This is a genomic window from Thioalkalivibrio sp. AKL10, from assembly GCF_000381845.1.
Lineage (GTDB): Bacteria > Pseudomonadota > Gammaproteobacteria > Ectothiorhodospirales > Ectothiorhodospiraceae > Thioalkalivibrio > Thioalkalivibrio versutus.
Genome location: NZ_KB907146.1, coordinates 1 through 15,000 on the forward strand (window position 1 = coordinate 1; position 15,000 = coordinate 15,000).

At 64.8% G+C, this 15,000-nt stretch carries 16 protein-coding genes and 2 rRNA genes (1 of these 18 only partly in view); 8 read left to right on the top strand and 10 right to left on the bottom strand.

The window, feature by feature from the left end; all coding sequences use genetic code 11:
* Positions 1 to 135: 135 nt before the first annotated feature.
* Complete coding sequence (locus G333_RS15305) at positions 136 to 342, top strand: hypothetical protein (RefSeq protein ID WP_026330526.1); 207 nt, start codon at positions 136 to 138, stop codon at positions 340 to 342.
* Between the two features lie 333 nt (positions 343 to 675).
* On the opposite strand, the gene G333_RS0113140 is transcribed toward G333_RS15305, so the two are convergent.
* The 4 genes from G333_RS0113140 to G333_RS0113155 all read right to left on the bottom strand — a co-directional run bounded on the left by G333_RS0113140 (position 676) and on the right by G333_RS0113155 (position 3,631).
* Positions 676 to 1,287: a DUF3501 family protein gene (locus tag G333_RS0113140; protein ID WP_018169074.1), complete on the bottom strand. Its 612-nt coding sequence runs from the start codon at positions 1,285 to 1,287 to the stop codon at positions 676 to 678.
* 47 nt (positions 1,288 to 1,334) lie between these two features.
* Complete coding sequence (locus G333_RS0113145; protein WP_017940767.1) at positions 1,335 to 1,637, bottom strand: encapsulin-associated ferritin-like protein; 303 nt, start codon at positions 1,635 to 1,637, stop codon at positions 1,335 to 1,337.
* A gap of 65 nt (positions 1,638 to 1,702) precedes the next feature.
* A complete protein-coding gene (locus G333_RS0113150) occupies positions 1,703 to 3,055 on the bottom strand; it encodes a heterodisulfide reductase-related iron-sulfur binding cluster (protein WP_018145309.1) in 1,353 nt (450 codons plus the stop codon).
* A gap of 156 nt (positions 3,056 to 3,211) precedes the next feature.
* Positions 3,212 to 3,631, bottom strand: a complete 420-nt coding sequence (locus G333_RS0113155; protein ID WP_018145308.1) for a rubrerythrin family protein — start codon at positions 3,629 to 3,631, stop codon at positions 3,212 to 3,214.
* 237 nt (positions 3,632 to 3,868) lie between these two features.
* On the opposite strand from G333_RS0113155, the gene G333_RS0113160 reads away from it, so the two are divergent.
* From G333_RS0113160 to queD, 4 genes are read left to right on the top strand one after another with little or no spacing between them, the layout of a single operon-like run.
* Positions 3,869 to 4,174, top strand: a complete 306-nt coding sequence (locus tag G333_RS0113160; protein ID WP_018145307.1) for an exodeoxyribonuclease VII small subunit — start codon at positions 3,869 to 3,871, stop codon at positions 4,172 to 4,174.
* A gap of 10 nt (positions 4,175 to 4,184) precedes the next feature.
* Positions 4,185 to 5,078: a (2E,6E)-farnesyl diphosphate synthase gene (gene ispA / locus G333_RS0113165; protein ID WP_019571470.1), complete on the top strand. Its 894-nt coding sequence runs from the start codon at positions 4,185 to 4,187 to the stop codon at positions 5,076 to 5,078.
* A 14-nt stretch (positions 5,079 to 5,092) separates the two neighbouring features.
* Positions 5,093 to 6,994: a 1-deoxy-D-xylulose-5-phosphate synthase gene (gene dxs / locus G333_RS0113170; protein WP_018951614.1), complete on the top strand. Its 1,902-nt coding sequence runs from the start codon at positions 5,093 to 5,095 to the stop codon at positions 6,992 to 6,994.
* Positions 6,995 to 7,035: 41 nt separating this feature from the next.
* Positions 7,036 to 7,419: a 6-carboxytetrahydropterin synthase QueD gene (queD, locus tag G333_RS0113175; RefSeq protein WP_018145304.1), complete on the top strand. Its 384-nt coding sequence runs from the start codon at positions 7,036 to 7,038 to the stop codon at positions 7,417 to 7,419.
* A gap of 237 nt (positions 7,420 to 7,656) precedes the next feature.
* Here queD and G333_RS0113180 read toward each other — a convergent pair whose 3' ends face one another.
* From G333_RS0113180 to G333_RS0113190, 3 genes are all read right to left on the bottom strand, one after another.
* Positions 7,657 to 9,075: a PhoH family protein gene (locus tag G333_RS0113180; RefSeq protein WP_018937255.1), complete on the bottom strand. Its 1,419-nt coding sequence runs from the start codon at positions 9,073 to 9,075 to the stop codon at positions 7,657 to 7,659.
* Between the two features lie 33 nt (positions 9,076 to 9,108).
* Positions 9,109 to 9,585, bottom strand: a complete 477-nt coding sequence (locus tag G333_RS0113185) for a peroxiredoxin (RefSeq protein WP_019562827.1) — start codon at positions 9,583 to 9,585, stop codon at positions 9,109 to 9,111.
* 71 nt (positions 9,586 to 9,656) lie between these two features.
* The gene (locus G333_RS0113190; RefSeq protein ID WP_019628657.1) at positions 9,657 to 10,211 is read right to left on the bottom strand and encodes a glycine cleavage system protein R; all 555 of its coding nucleotides are present in this window, start codon (positions 10,209 to 10,211) and stop codon (positions 9,657 to 9,659) included.
* Between the two features lie 270 nt (positions 10,212 to 10,481).
* On the opposite strand from G333_RS0113190, the gene dapA reads away from it, so the two are divergent.
* Genes dapA through G333_RS0113205 form a run of 3 tightly spaced genes read left to right on the top strand, consistent with a single transcriptional unit; the run spans position 10,482 to position 13,327 of the window.
* Complete coding sequence (gene dapA / locus G333_RS0113195; protein WP_018145300.1) at positions 10,482 to 11,360, top strand: 4-hydroxy-tetrahydrodipicolinate synthase; 879 nt, start codon at positions 10,482 to 10,484, stop codon at positions 11,358 to 11,360.
* Between the two features lie 8 nt (positions 11,361 to 11,368).
* The gene (bamC, locus tag G333_RS0113200) at positions 11,369 to 12,535 is read left to right on the top strand and encodes an outer membrane protein assembly factor BamC (protein ID WP_019628658.1); all 1,167 of its coding nucleotides are present in this window, start codon (positions 11,369 to 11,371) and stop codon (positions 12,533 to 12,535) included.
* Between the two features lie 21 nt (positions 12,536 to 12,556).
* Positions 12,557 to 13,327, top strand: a complete 771-nt coding sequence (locus tag G333_RS0113205; RefSeq protein WP_018937259.1) for an MBL fold metallo-hydrolase — start codon at positions 12,557 to 12,559, stop codon at positions 13,325 to 13,327.
* 167 nt (positions 13,328 to 13,494) lie between these two features.
* Here G333_RS0113205 and G333_RS0113210 read toward each other — a convergent pair whose 3' ends face one another.
* The 3 genes from G333_RS0113210 to G333_RS0113220 all read right to left on the bottom strand — a co-directional run.
* Positions 13,495 to 13,701, bottom strand: coding sequence for a hypothetical protein (locus G333_RS0113210; protein ID WP_018145297.1), 207 nt, complete (start codon positions 13,699 to 13,701; stop codon positions 13,495 to 13,497).
* Between the two features lie 142 nt (positions 13,702 to 13,843).
* A 5S ribosomal RNA gene (gene rrf, locus G333_RS0113215) occupies positions 13,844 to 13,959 on the bottom strand.
* 111 nt (positions 13,960 to 14,070) lie between these two features.
* Positions 14,071 to 15,000: ribosomal RNA gene (locus G333_RS0113220) — 23S ribosomal RNA — on the bottom strand; it runs 1,949 nt beyond the window's last position.

The window sequence follows — 15,000 nt, forward strand, 5'->3', positions numbered from 1 at the left end:
GCGCTGAACTCGCTGCGCCTTCGGCTCCGCTCAGACATCCAGCGCCTTTTCTCCCGCGAAAAGCCTCTCCACTCGGCGCGACGACAACGGGGAGGTAGGTCAAAACAACAGCTTTCCCGACGTTGTTGCCAGTGGATGATGGCTAGGTCTTCGGACATCTTCGGCACGCTCGGCCTTTGGCCGTTGCGTGCCGCGCCCGCGCGGCGGGCGCCGGGGGCTTTCGAGCGGCGATGCCTATGGTTAGGCGGAAGCGTCGGGATGCGGTCGGTTTTGACCTTCGCCTCCCGTATGGAGCCCCTTGCGGAAGGGTTCTCGGGCCGGGAGAAGGCGCTGGATGTCTGAGCGGAGCCGCAGGCGCAGCGAGTTCAGCGCCGCCGGCCCGAGGGCCCTGGAGCAAGGTTCCCGGGCGGAATCCGGGTGTCCTTCTTTGGGTCCTTTCTTGGACAAGCAAGAAAGGACCTCGCGGCGCGCTGGCGAGTCAGCGCCTGGCAGGCGGCCAGACGAACGCACCGTAAACACCAGATGACGAACCCGGCCTAGCCACAACAGGGCAGGCGGCTGGGCGAAGGCATGTAAACACCGGATTTCGGGCCACGGTCAGCCTGTTCGCCGGCAACACGGAGGCACAAAAAAGGCGCCCGGAGGCGCCTTTGCGATGCGCGGGAGCGCGCGGCGTTAGTTGATGGCGTCGAGATCGGCGGCCAGCGACTCGCGGGTGCCTTCGGCGACCGCGTCCAGCCGGTGGTTGTAGTTCTCGTGCTCCACACCCATGGCAATGGCCGCACCAGACTTCGCCGCCGCGACCATCTCCGGCGTCAACTCGAAGCGCAGGAAGTGCACCGACGAGGTCTTGTCGTCCGTCTCGCGCTCGAGGTCCTCGTTCGCGATCGGGTAGACCTTGTCATGCCCTTCGACCTGCACATAAGTCTTGCGCTCGATCCCGATCAGTTTGGACAGCTGCACCTTGCGCTCGTCCACGTCCGGATACTCGACCATCATGGTCGCCTTCCAGTTGGAGCCGTCCGGGATCAAGGGGTTGTAGGAATCCAGCTCCTCCTGGATGCCCTCGGCGTCGAAGATCTTCTCGACCCGCAGCATCTCCTGAATCTGGTACTGCATCGTCTTGCGATCCTCGAAGTGCAGGCTCACGGCCGGGCCCACCTGCACGACGCGATTGCGCTTGTGCTGCATCACCTCGGCGCGGAACTGGGGCCGCATCTCGTGGTACTTCTCCAGCGAATACAGGTCTTCACGACTCAGCTTGTCCACACTTGCCTCCATCTTCATCTCGATACCTCCTTCGCGCCGGACGGGTCCGTCAGGATCAGCACATCTCAGTGATCGTGATGCCCCGTCTTCGTGTAGTCCTTGTCGGACCAGAGGTTGTCTTTCAGTTCGTGATCGAACACCGGGTTATGCCGACGGATCCATTCCAGCACCATCGCGGCGTGCTCGATCTCCTCGTCGCGGTTGTGCGCGAGGATCGCCTTGAGCTCTTCGTCCTTGCAGCCGTCGATGCGCTGCTGGTACCAGTCCACCGCCTCAAGTTCTTCCATCAACGAGACGATCGCGCGATGCATCTCGCGCGACTCGTCGCTCAGTTCCTCGACCGGTTCGTGGTAACTGTCACTCGCCATGGACTCTCTCCGTTCGCGGGCGTTCGTTCACGCCCTTGCTGGTCCTGATATACCGCCCGGCAGCCTTACAGGCCATACGCCTGGCGCAGAAGGGTTAGCGGATGCTCGGGCGCCTTGTCCTCGCCCTTGCCCTGCAGCCCGTTCTCGATCATGTGGCCGGCCATCGGGCAATCGCTCGAGTAGTGGTCGGACTCGGCCTTCTGCACGCGGCTGACCACCGGACGGCAGATCTTGGATGCCGTCTCGTAGAATTCGCTTTTCACCCCGTAGGTGCCGTCGTGTCCGGAGCAGCGCTCGATCACGTCGATCTCGGTCTCCGGCACCAGTTTGAGCAGATCACGGGTCTTCAGACCCATGTTCTGCACCCGCAGGTGGCAGGCGGCGTGGTAGGCGATCTTGCCAAGCTTCTCGGGGAAATCGGTATTCAGCTTGCCATCCTTGTGCCGCTCCATCAGGTACTCGAACGGGTCGAAGATGCGGTCGCGCACCGCGATCACGTCGGCGTCGTCCGGGAACATCAGCGGCAGTTCCTGCTTGAACATCAGCACGCAGGACGGCACCGGGGCCACGATGTCATAGCCCTGGTCGATCATGCGCTTCATTGCCGGGATGTTGGCGTCCTTGGAGGCCTCTACCGACTTCAGGTCGCCCAGCTCCAGCTTGGGCATGCCGCAGCACTGCTCCTTCTCGACCAGGGTGACCTCGATACCGTTGTGCTCGAAGACCTTGACCAGGTCCTCGACCAGATGCGGCTCGTTGTAGTTGCCGTAGCAGGTCGCGTAGAGGGCGACCTTGCCCTGGGTGGCACCAGCCGGCTCGGGATTGCTGACACCCTTCGCGGTCTTGGCAACGCGCGAGCGGCCCTTGCTGGAGTGGTACTCGGGGACCGGAGCGTCCGGGTGCACGCCCATGGTCTTGTCCAGCATCTTGCGCACCGCGCCATTCTTGTTCGCGGCATTGACCGCGCCGGCCACCACCGGGATGCCCGCCAGCTTGCCGACCATGTCCGTGCTGGACATCAGCTTGTGCGAGGTCTTGGCGCCCTCGTTCTGGAAACGGAAGGCCTTGGCCCGAAGCATCAGGTGCGGGAAGTCCACATTCCATTCGTGCGGCGGCACATAGGGGCACTTGGTCAGGTAGCACAGATCACACAGGTAACAGTGATCGACAACCTGCCAGTAATCCTTCTTGTCGACCCCGTCGACCTCCAGGGTCTCGGATTCGTCGACCAGGTCGAACAGGGTGGGGAAGGAGTTGCACAGGCTTACGCAACGACGGCAGCCGTGACAGATATCAAAGACCCGTTCCAGTTCGCTGAACAGCGATTCCTCGTTGTAGAACTCCGGGTTCTTCCAGTCCAGCGGATGACGGGTCGGGGCTTCGAGACTTCCTTCACGTTGGTGCGTCGGCGCAGACATGCATCCCTCCGGTGTCCGTATCAGTACGATGCTTCGAGGGAAACACGGAACAGCATGCGAGGTGAACTGCATTCAGCCACGCCACAGGCTGTTCCGTATCTCCCGGAAAACGGGGCCGGCGGACCGGCCCCGTGTACTTCCAGCACTGCGAGACGATCAGTCGTCCAGCTGGTCCAGCGCCTTCTGGAAGCGGTTGGCGTGGGAACGCTCCGCCTTGGCGAGGGTTTCGAACCAGTCGGCGACTTCGTCGAAGCCTTCGTCGCGGGCGGTCTTGGCCATGCCCGGGTACATGTCGGTGTACTCGTGGGTCTCGCCGGCGACGGCGGTCTTCAGGTTGGCGGAGGTGGGGCCGAACTCCAGGCCGGTGGCCGGATCGCCGCAGCTCTCGAGGTACTCGAGATGACCGTGGGCGTGGCCGGTTTCACCTTCCGCGGTGGAACGGAACACGGTGGCGACGTCGTTGTAGCCTTCCACGTCGGCCTTGGAAGCGAAGTACAGGTAACGGCGGTTGGCCATCGATTCGCCGGCAAAGGCCTCTTTCAGGGCTTCTTCGGTCTTGCTGCCTTTCAGGTCCATGGTGCTCTCCTTCTCTCTGGATAAGTTCTACACAACCACAGGAATGCCTGTGCAGACGGTTGTTTAGACTCGGTCTAAACCGTATGAAAACTCTAGTCGGCACCCGGTTCAGTGTCAACCGGAAGCCCTCCGGATTATGGGGGCGGTGGCGCCATAAACAAGGGCTGCCGTGTACCACGCCTTTCCTCGCCGCAGCGGATCGGATACTTTCTCACCTTTTCGACCCGGTAATCCATCATGACCGACTCGCCCAGCGCCGACAGCCCGGCGGAATTCGAAGCCAGCCTGGAGGCCCTGGAGGCCCTGGTCGCCCGGATGGAGTCCGGCGAGCTCGGCCTGGAGCAGTCGCTGGGCGAATTCCAGCGTGGCATGGAACTGGTCAACCGCTGCCAGCTGGCGCTCGACGATGCCCAGCGCCGGATCGAGGCACTGGCCCAGGAAGCACCTTCCAGCACCACTGCCCAGAATGACCACCACGCAAGCACCCATGTTCCCCGGACACCGGAGCCGCACGACACGACGGACCCCGATGTCCCGTTCTAGCGAGCCGCCATTGACCGCCACCGACCCCGAGCAGGCCCTGAACGAATACCAGCATCGCATCGAGGCCGTCCTCGACCGCCACCTGGGCACGGGCGGCGCCCCCGACGCCCGCCTGATCGAGGCGATGCGCTACGCCACGCTGTCCGGCGGCAAGCGCCTGCGCCCGGTCCTGGTCTACGCGGCCGGGCGCACGACCGGCGCCCCGGAACCGGCGCTGGATGCGATGGCCGCAGCGGTGGAGATGATCCACGTCTATTCGCTGATCCACGATGACCTTCCGGCGATGGACGATGACGACCTGCGTCGCGGCCGCCCGACCTGCCACAAGGCCTTCGACGAGGCGACCGCCATCCTCGCCGGGGATGCCTTGCAGGCCCTGGCCTTCGACATCCTGACCGATGGCGTCGCGGAATTGCCCGCGCCGACCGGGCTGAACGCGGTGCGCGAGCTCGCGCGCGCCGCCGGCCTGCACGGCATGGCCGGTGGCCAGGCGATCGACCTCGGGGCCTGCGGCCAGCCCATCGACCTGCCGGAGCTGGAGCGCATGCACCGGCTGAAGACCGGCGCCCTGATCCGCGCCTCAGTGCGGCTGGGGGCGCTGGCCGGCACGCCCGACCCCGACGCCCTGGAACGCCTGACACGCTACGCCGAATGCATCGGCCTGGCCTTCCAGATCCGTGACGACGTCCTCGACGTGGAAGGCGACCCCGAGATCCTGGGCAAGGCCTGTGGCGCCGATGCCCGCCTGCACAAGCCCACCTTCCCCTCGCTGCAGGGCCTGGAGGCCTCGCGCGAGCGGGCGGTGGCGCTGGTCGACGAGGCACTGACCGAGCTGCAACCCTTCGGTCAGGAGGCGGACTTGCTTCGCTTCCTGGCGCGGTACATCGTCGATCGCATGAATTGAACCGGCCCGCCTAGATGACCCCCACACCCCTGCTGGATGCAATCGAATGGCCCGCCGACCTGCGGGAACGCCCGGCCTCGGACCTCACCGGGGTGGCCGACGAACTGCGTCAATTCCTGATCGAGAGCGTCTCGCGCACCGGCGGCCATCTCGCTGCCAACCTCGGCACGGTGGAACTCGCGATCGCGCTGCACTACGCGTTCAACACCCCCGACGACCGCATCGTCTGGGACGTCGGCCATCAGGCCTACGCCCACAAGATCCTGACCGGACGCCGGGCCGACATGGCCCATCTGCGCCAGTACGGGGGCCTGGCCGGCTTCCCCAAACGCGCGGAGAGCGAATACGACGCCTTCGGGGCGGGGCACTCCAGCACCTCCATCAGCGCTGCCGCCGGCATGGCCCTGGCGGCGAAGCACGCCGGGCTGGACCGGCGCCACGTGGCCGTAATCGGCGACGGCGCGATGACCGCGGGCATGGCCTTCGAGGCGCTGAACCACATCGGCGATCTCGACTGCAACCTGCTGGTGATCCTGAACGACAACGATATGTCGATCTCGCCCAACGTCGGCGCACTCAATCAGTACTTCACCCGACTGCTGTCCGGCCCGCTATACAGCTCGATGCGCGAGGGCTCCAAGCGCATGCTGGAGTTCGTCCCGCCGATGAAGGCCTTCGCCCAGCGCGCCGAGGAACACATGAAGGGCATGTTCGTGCCCGGCACGCTGTTCGAGGAACTGGGCTTTCGCTACTTCGGCCCGGTGGACGGCCACGACGTGAACGGGCTGGTCTCGATCCTGAAGAACCTGCGCGGCACCCACGGGCCGCAGCTGCTGCACGTGGTTACCCGCAAGGGCCAGGGCTATGCACCGGCGGAGGAAGACCCCTGCCGCTACCATGGCGTGTCCAAGTTCGAGCCGGAAAACGGCCTCGCCCCGTCCGCCCCGAAGCCCCCAACCTACACCGACATCTTCAGCCAGTGGCTGTGCGACCAGGCCACGGCCGACAATCGCCTGCTGGGTATCACCCCGGCCATGCGCGAGGGTTCCGGACTGGTCGCGTTCTCCGAACAATTTCCACAGCGCTATTTCGACGTCGGGATCGCCGAGCAGCATGCCGTCACCCTGGCCGCGGGCATGGCCTGCGAGGGCCAGAAGCCCGTGGTTGCGATCTACTCGACCTTCCTGCAGCGCGCCATGGATCAGGTGATCCACGACGTCGCACTCCAGAATCTGCCGGTGCTGTTCGCCGTGGATCGTGCCGGAATCGTCGGCGCCGATGGCCCGACCCATGCCGGCACCTTCGACACGGCCCTGCTGCGCACGGTCCCCAACCTGCTGCTGATGGCACCCGCCAACGAGCGCGAGTGTCGCCAGATGCTGTCCACCGGCTTCGCCCACGACGGCCCGGCGGCGGTGCGCTATCCGCGCGGTGGCGGGCCCGGCGAACTGCCGGAGGGCGGCAGCGAGGATCTGGAAACATTGCCGGTCGGGCGCGCCGAGGTCGTGCGCGAGGGCCGGGGTCTGGCCATCCTCAGCTTCGGCGCGCTGCTGGAGACCGCCCTGGCGGCCGGCGAGGCGCTGGATGCCACCGTGGTCAACATGCGCTTCATCAAGCCCCTGGATACGGCGCTGCTGGCGCAACTGGCCGCCAGCCACCAGGGCTTCGTGACGCTCGAGGATCATGCGCGCGCCGGTGGTGCCGGCAGCGCAGTACTGGAGTGGCTCTCGGCCGAAGAGCTGACCCGGCCCTGCCAGGTACTGGGCATCCCGGATGCCTTCACCGAGCATGGCTCGCGCGAGCAGATCCTCGCCGATTGCGGCCTCGACACGGCCGGCGTACTGGCCACGATTCGCCACGCCTTCGGGCTGGAGAATTGCGCGGACGACGGCAGCCGGATAGGCTTCGCGGGCTAATCAAAACCCGGCCGCCATGGCCGCTCGCCCGGAAAACGATCATGAGTGCCCGTTACACCCTTCGCGTCCTGACCGACTTTGCCTCCGCGCATACCCTGCGCGACTACCCGGGGCAGTGCGCGAACATGCACGGGCACAACTGGAAGGTGGAGGCCGAGGTCCAGGCCGAGACCCTGGACGATTCCGGCATGGCGGTGGACTTCAAGGTGGTCAAGACCGCCGCGCGCGAGATCGCCGGGCAGCTGGATCACCGCTACCTGAACGACGTCCCGCCGTTCGACACGGTCAACCCCACGGCCGAGAACATTGCCCAGTGGTTCTACCGGGAAATGGCCGGACGCCTGAACCGCCCGGGCCTGCGCATGCACGCGCTGACCCTGTGGGAGACCGACCGCGCCTGCGTGCGCTACAGCGAAGACGGCTGAGCCCATTCCTCGCAACCGGCACCGTCATTGCGAGGAGCGGAGCGACGTGGCGATCTCCGTCCGGAATCATCTGGTTCAGTATCTTGCTCAGCGCGAGCTTCCGGAGATTGCCACGGCCCCTGCAGGGCCTCGCAATGACGGTGCCCATTTCGCGCTCCTTTGCCACCGCTTCGCTCCTTGCAATGACGGTGCCCGTTTCCCGCTCCGTTGCCGCCCCCGCGTTTGTCTTCCCGACATCTACAAGTGATTCGAGGCGTAGTCCGCCAGCCGTGAGCGCTCCCCGCGTGTCAGCGTGATGTGGCCGCTGTGGGTCCAGTTGCGGAACCGGTCCACCACATAGGTTAGTCCGCTGGAAGTCTCGGTCAGGTACGGGGTGTCGATCTGCGCGATATTCCCCAGCGCGACCACCTTGGTCCCCGGTCCGGCACGAGTGATCAGGGTCTTCATCTGCTTGGAGGTCAGGTTCTGCGCCTCGTCAAGGATGATGTAGCGGTTGAGGAAGGTACGCCCGCGCATGAAGTTCAGCGAGCGGATCTTGATGCGGCTGGTCAGCACGTCGTTGGTGGCCATGCGCCCCCAGTCCCCGGCGCCCTCGGACTTGGCCAGCACCTCGAGGTTGTCCATCAGCGCTCCCATCCACGGGGTCATCTTTTCCTCTTCGGTCCCGGGCAGGAAGCCGATATCCTCGCCCACCGGGACCGTGACCCGGGTCATGATGATCTCCTTGTAGGTGTTGTCCTCCAGCGTCTGCGCGAGCCCGGCGGCCAGGGTCAGCAGGGTCTTGCCGGTGCCGGCGGCCCCCAGCAGGGAGACGAAGTCCACCTCCGGGTCCATCAGCAGGTTCAGGGCGTAGTTCTGCTCGCGATTGCGGGCGTTGATGCCCCAGACGCTGTGGCGCGGGGTCATGTAGTCGTCGACCAGCTCGATTACCGCGGATTCGTTCGGCTGGTCGATCTCCAGCACGATCGCGGACAGCGGGTTCTCGCCCTCGCGGTAGACGAACTGGTTGGGCTGCCACTCGGCCACCAGCGGGCCGGTCACGCGATAGTAGGTGCGGCCGGACTCCTGCCAGGAGTCCATCTTGGCACCGTGGGTCTCCCAGAAGTCCGCTGGCAGTTCGGTCATGCCGGAGAACAGCAGGCTGACGTCGTCCAGCACCTGATCGTTGTAGTAGTCCTCCGCGTGCAGGCCGATCACCGTGGCCTTGATGCGCAGGTTGATGTCCTTGGATACCAGCGTCACCGGGGTGTCGGGATACTCGGTCTTCAGCGCCTGGGCAGTGGCGAGGATGTCATTGTCGGCCGAGGTGCCCGGCAGCGAGGCCGGCAGGCTGGAGGACAGGTTGCGGGTCTGAAAGAACAGGCGCCCGGTGGGCGCGAACGTCGACTCGCTGAGCGAATCCGCCTGCAGCGGCAACCCGGCGGCGATCTGCTCGTGCTGGGCGCCGGTGGTGAGCTCGTCAATGAAGCGCGAGACCTGGCGTACGTTGCGCGCGACTTCGGAAACCCCCTTCTTGCCACGGTCGAGCTCCTCGAGCACGACCATGGGCAGGAAGATGTCGTGTTCCTTGAAGCGGAACAGCGCCGTGGGGTCGTGCATCAGGACATTGGTGTCCAGGACGAGCAGGCGTTTCGGATCCTGGGCGGTCGCGTTCATGACACCTCCGGGGCGAAGTGGGGGAAGAGGGGCTCAGCTCCCTGCGAGTTCGCGCACCGCGGCGAGAACCTCGTCCACATGGCCCGGCACCTTCACCTTGCGCCACTCCTTGCGCAACACGCCATCGGCATCGATCACGAACGTGGAGCGCTCGATACCACGCACCTGCTTGCCGTACATGTTCTTCATCTTGATGACATCGAAGGCGTCGCACAGGGTCTCGTCGCCATCGCTCAACAGATCGAAGGGCAACTCCTGCTTGGCGCGGAAGTTCTCGTGGCTCTTCACGCTGTCGCGCGAGACACCGAGGATCACTGCACCGACGGCGTCAAAGGCGGCCTGGTTGGCAGCAAAGTCGCGGCTCTCGTTGGTGCAGCCGGGCGTACTGTCCTTGGGGTAAAAATACAGGACCACGATGCGGCCCTTGAAGTCGGCCGGCCCCAGGGTCTGGTCGCCGGTCGCCGGCACACGCAGGTCCTCGGGTACCCGCTGGTCGATTGCGATGCTCATCAGGCGTTGCTCCTTGAGTAGAGGGTCTCAAAGCGTAAGACCACCGCGGACGCCACGCGAGCCCGGCCGGTTCAGGCCTTGATCGGGTCCAGCACGCCGTCCACGTTCAGTTCGTCACAGAAATCCATGAACTCGCCGCGCAGGCTGGCCAGGTGCTGCCCTGCGGGGATATCCACGACCATGTTGGCCGCAAACATGCGCGCCCCGGTCTGCTGGGCAATGTACACCCGGGTCTGGACGTCGCGCAGGTTCACTCCACGGCTGGTAAAGAAATCGGCCAGGGCATTCAGCAGGCCCGGGGTGTCCAGGGCTACTGCGTCCACGGCATAGGGCATCGCCGCCTCGGGGCGCTCCTCCAGCGGGCCGCGACGGGCCACCACGACCATCCCCATCTCCGCCTCCAGGCGCTGCAGACGGGACTCCAGGGTACCCAGGGTCTTCCAGTTGCCACTGGCGCTAAGCGCCATGCAGCAGTAGCCACCCACGACCGTGATGCGACTGGATTCGAGATTGCAGCCGGTGTCGGCGATCACGCGGGTCACGCTGGACACCAGACCGGGCTGATCGGGCCCGATCAGGTTGAGGATCAGGTGGGTGTGGGTGCCCGCGCCAACCACCTCAGCCATGCGGCACCCGCCGGCTGCGCGCGAGGCAAGGGGCGGGCAAGCACCCGGGGGTTCTCTGCGTGAAAGCGGCGACAGGCATGATGGCTCGCAACATACCACCTTGCCCCGGCGGCGCCAACGCAGCCGGGCGACTTGATCCGCGTCTCTCCCCGCCAGGGGAGGCGACCGGGTGCACGAAAGACGAGATACGGCGAACACCCGGCCGAAGGAATCTTGAATGCCCTGTCACCCGCCCGTTAGACTGCACCATTACCGTTGTTGGAGGAGTCGATGTTTCAAGGCAGCATGGTCGCACTGGCGACCCCGATGCACGCGGACGGCAGCCTGGACTGGCCGGCCCTGGATCGGCTCCTGGAATTCCACATCGAGGCCGGCACCGATGCCATTGTTGCCGTCGGCACCACCGGCGAATCCGCGACCCTCGATTTCGACGAGCACTGCGAGGCCATCGCCCACACGGTGAAGACCGTCGCGGGGCGCCTGCCGGTGATCGCGGGTACCGGCGCGAACTCCACGCGCGAGGCCATCGCCCTGACCCGCTGCGCCAAGGAAGGCGGCGCGGATGCCTGCCTGCTGGTCTCCCCCTACTACAACAAGCCGACCCAGGAAGGCCTTTACCTGCACCACAAGGCCATTGCGGAAGCGGTGGATATCCCGCAGATCCTGTACAACGTGCCTGGCCGCACGGCAGTCGATCTGTTACCGGAGACGGTGGAGCGTCTGGCCGACATCCCGAACATCATCGGGATCAAGGAAGCCTCGGCCAGTAACGAACGCACCGCCGAGCTGGTCGCCCGTGTCGGCAACCGCTTGGACCTCTACAGTGGGGATGACGGCAACGGGCTGGCCTTTCTGCTCGCGGGCGGCCACGGGGTTATCTCGGTCACCGCCAACGTCGCACCGCAGCTGATGGCCGCGATGTGCCGCGCCGTGCGCGAAGGCCGCCCCGACGAGGCGCGCGAGATCAATCGCCAGTTGGACGGGCTGCATTCGGCCCTGTTCCTCGAGGCCAACCCGATTCCGGTCAAATGGGCCCTGCAACGCATGGGCCTCATGGAGGAAGGCATCCGCCTGCCTCTGACTCCGTTGTCCGAACCCTTCCATGCGCCGGTCCTGGACGCGATGCGCCAGGCCGGCATAGAGGTCTGATCCCCGACATGAAACAGTCTGCCAAGCTCCACCGTCACGCAACCCGCACCGCCCTGGCCCTGGCTACGGGCCTGGCCATCGCCGGGTGCTCGACCTCCGGCGACCGCCAGTCCGGCCCCGAATACGAAATGAGTCGGCAGATGGACAACCTCGAGGTCCCACCGGACCTGATCGCGCCCGACAGCGAACGCGCCTACCGTATTCCGGACGCCCCGGGCGAACGGATCAGCGCCCGCGAGATGCAGCAAGACTCCGCGGCCCGCCAGCAGCAGCGCCAGCCCACCGGGGCAACCGCGCCGGTCCGCAGCGATGCCCGGGTGCTTCCGGAATCGACCGAGATCCAGCTGATGCGCGAAGGCAGCGTCCGCTGGCTGAGTGTCGAGGTGGCGCCGGAGGATCTCTGGGATCGCCTGACCGCGTTCTGGGACAGTCAGAACCTGCGCCTGGAGCGCAACGAACCCCAGGTCGGCGTCATGGAGACCGAATGGGCCGAAGACCGCGCCGGGATTCCGCTGCGGGGCACACAGAACATCTTCGCCCGCGCGCTGGGTAACGTGTACGACGCCAACACGCGCGACCAATACCGCCTGCGCGTCGAACGCGACAATGGCCGCTCAGCCATCTACATCTCGCACCGAAGGGCCACCGAAGAACCCGAGGGCGAGACCTGGCGCTGGGCCATGCGCCCGTCCGATCCCGAACTCGAAGCCGAAATGCTTAATCGCCTGCGTGTCTACCTCGCCACGGGCGAGACCCCCGAGGGCGGCACCCGGGTAGCCGAGACCATTGGCGACCGTCCGAGCGAGCTGCACCAGACGGAACACGAAGGCCAGCCGGTACTGGTGACGGGCAGCGACTTCGACCGCATGTGGTCGCAGATGGGCACCTACCTGGATCGCGCCGGCCTCCTGGTGGACGAGCAAGATCGCAATACGGGGACCTTCGAGGTGACCTATCGCCCCGACATGGTCGGCGAGAGCGAACGCGGCGGCTTCTTCAGTCGGATCTTCGGGCGCGGCGGTGATCGTCGCGAGAACGAGCGTTATCAGATTCGCCTGACCGACATCGGCGACGGCGATCTGCGAATCGAGGCGCGCGACATCGATGGCGAGCCCCTTGGCCGCCGCGACGCCGAGTTCGTACTGGAGCAGATCGAGCAGCAGATCCTTCGCTAGAACGCGGCGAGCCCAGCCACCATGATCCGCTTCTGCTCCCTGGGCAGCGGGAGTTCCGGCAACGCCCTGGTGGTCGAGATCGGTGCCACCCGCCTGCTGGTGGATTGCGGATTCTCGATGCAGGAGCTGGAACGCCGCCTGTCCCGGGTCGACCTGACCCCACAGGACCTGACGGCCGTCCTGGTGACCCATGAGCACGCCGACCACATCGGCGCCACCGCGCCGCTATCCCGGCGTTACGGCCTCACCGTATTTACCAGCCCCGGCACCCGATTGGCCGCCCGCGACACCGGTTTTGCTCACATCCAGGAGATCCAGGCGGATGCACCGCTGGAGATCGACGACGCCTGGGTGCAACCGTACACGGTGCCGCACGACTCCCGCGAACCCATCCAATTCGCGTTTTCCGACGGCGATCACCGGCTGGTCCTGATGACGGATGCCGGCCACATCTCCCCGCACATGGTCGACGTGGCCAATGCAGCCGAAGCCCTCCTACTGGAGTGCAACCACGACCCTGCCATGCTCGCCGCCGGGCGGTACCCGGCGTCGCTCAAGCGACGTATTGCGGGCGGGTACGGCCACCTACCGAATCACGCGGCCACCGACCTTCTCCATCGCATCGATCGATCCAGGCTACGCCATGTGATCGGTATGCACTTGTCGAGTGACAACAACCACGAGACGCTTGCACGCCAGGCGCTCGCCGAGGGCCTTGGCTCCTCACCATCCGATCCCGAGATCGCAACCCAGGACTACGGCTTCACGTGGCGAACCACGGCTCAAGCCTGACTCCAACTACCGGTCCAACGCCGTGCCCCCGGTCACGTCAGCCCGGCCGCGGCCGCATGTCGAAGGGCTGCGCCAATCACCCCACATGGCGCAGCCCCCTCCGGCCACCTGACGCTGCGGTCGGAAACCAAGGCCGGCTCTCCAACGTGGTCCCAAGCCCAGTGTGATCAGCGGCGCGACTCCCGAAGGAAATACAGGCCCCCGATCACGAAGGCCACGCCAATGACTGTTGCCACCGGCCCGCCAAACCCGGAACCCTCCCGCGGCGCAATGGGCGTGAAAGCCAACTGTCCGCCGAAAATCGCATAGAGTCCAATTCCGAGCAGGACCAGCCCTACCAGGACCAACCCTCCGTCCGTCCGCTTCTGTCTCATCCCAGCCTCCGTCTCGGCACCTGCGTCCCTTTCAAACCGGCCAAGGGCCGCAGCAGCAGACTTCACCGTCCGCACACGGTGCCTGACTAACACGCATAAAAAAAGCCCGGCCCCCAAAAAGGGGACCGGGCTTCGGATTAATGCCTGGCGGTGACCTACTCTCACATGGGGAGACCCCACACTACCATCGGCGCAGAGCAGTTTCACTTCCGAGTTCGGGATGGGATCGGGTGGTTCCTACTCGCTATTGCCGCCAGACAAACTGGCTAGACCACGCGGACTGTTCCACGTCATCTAAATTCGGAATGCATTCTAGACTTGTGTACGTAGCGATGTGTCAAACGAGACCACCAACACTTTGGGTGTTATATGGTCAAGCCTCACGGGCAATTAGTACTGGTTAGCTACACGCGTTACCGCGCTTCAACACCCAGCCTATCAACGTTGTAGTCTTCAACGGCCCTACAGGGACCTCGAGGGTCCAGGGAGATATCATCTTCAGGTGGGTTTCCCGCTTAGATGCTTTCAGCGGTTATCCCTTCCGCACTTAGCTACCCGGCAATGCCACTGGCGTGACAACCGGAACACCAGAGGTGCGTCCATCCCGGTCCTCTCGTACTAAGGACAGATCCTGTCAAATCTCCGACGCCCACGGCAGATAGGGACCGAACTGTCTCACGACGTTCTAAACCCAGCTCGCGTACCACTTTAAATGGCGAACAGCCATACCCTTGGGACCTGCTTCAGCCCCAGGATGTGATGAGCCGACATCGAGGTGCCAAACACTGCCGTCGATATGGACTCTTGGGCAGTATCAGCCTGTTATCCCCGGAGTACCTTTTATCCGTTGAGCGATGGCCCTTCCATACAGAACCACCGGATCACTAAGACCTGCTTTCGCACCTGCTCGACGTGTCTGTCTCGCAGTTAAGCACCCTTATGCCTTTGCACTCGTCGCGCGATTTCCGACCGCGCTGAGGGTACCTTCGCACTCCTCCGTTACTCTTTGGGAGGAGACCGCCCCAGTCAAACTACCCACCACACACGGTCCCCGACCTGGATAACAGGCCTGGGTTAGAACTCCAAAATTGCCAGGGTGGTATTTCAAGGATGGCTCCGCCGAGACTGGCGTCCCGGTTTCAAAGCCTCCCACCTATCCTACACAAACAAGTTCAAAGTTCAGTGTGAAGCTGTAGTAAAGGTTCACGGGGTCTTTCCGTCTAGCCGCGGGTACACAGCATCTTCACTGCGATTTCAATTTCACTGAGTCTCGGGTGGAGACAGCGCCGCCATCGTTAC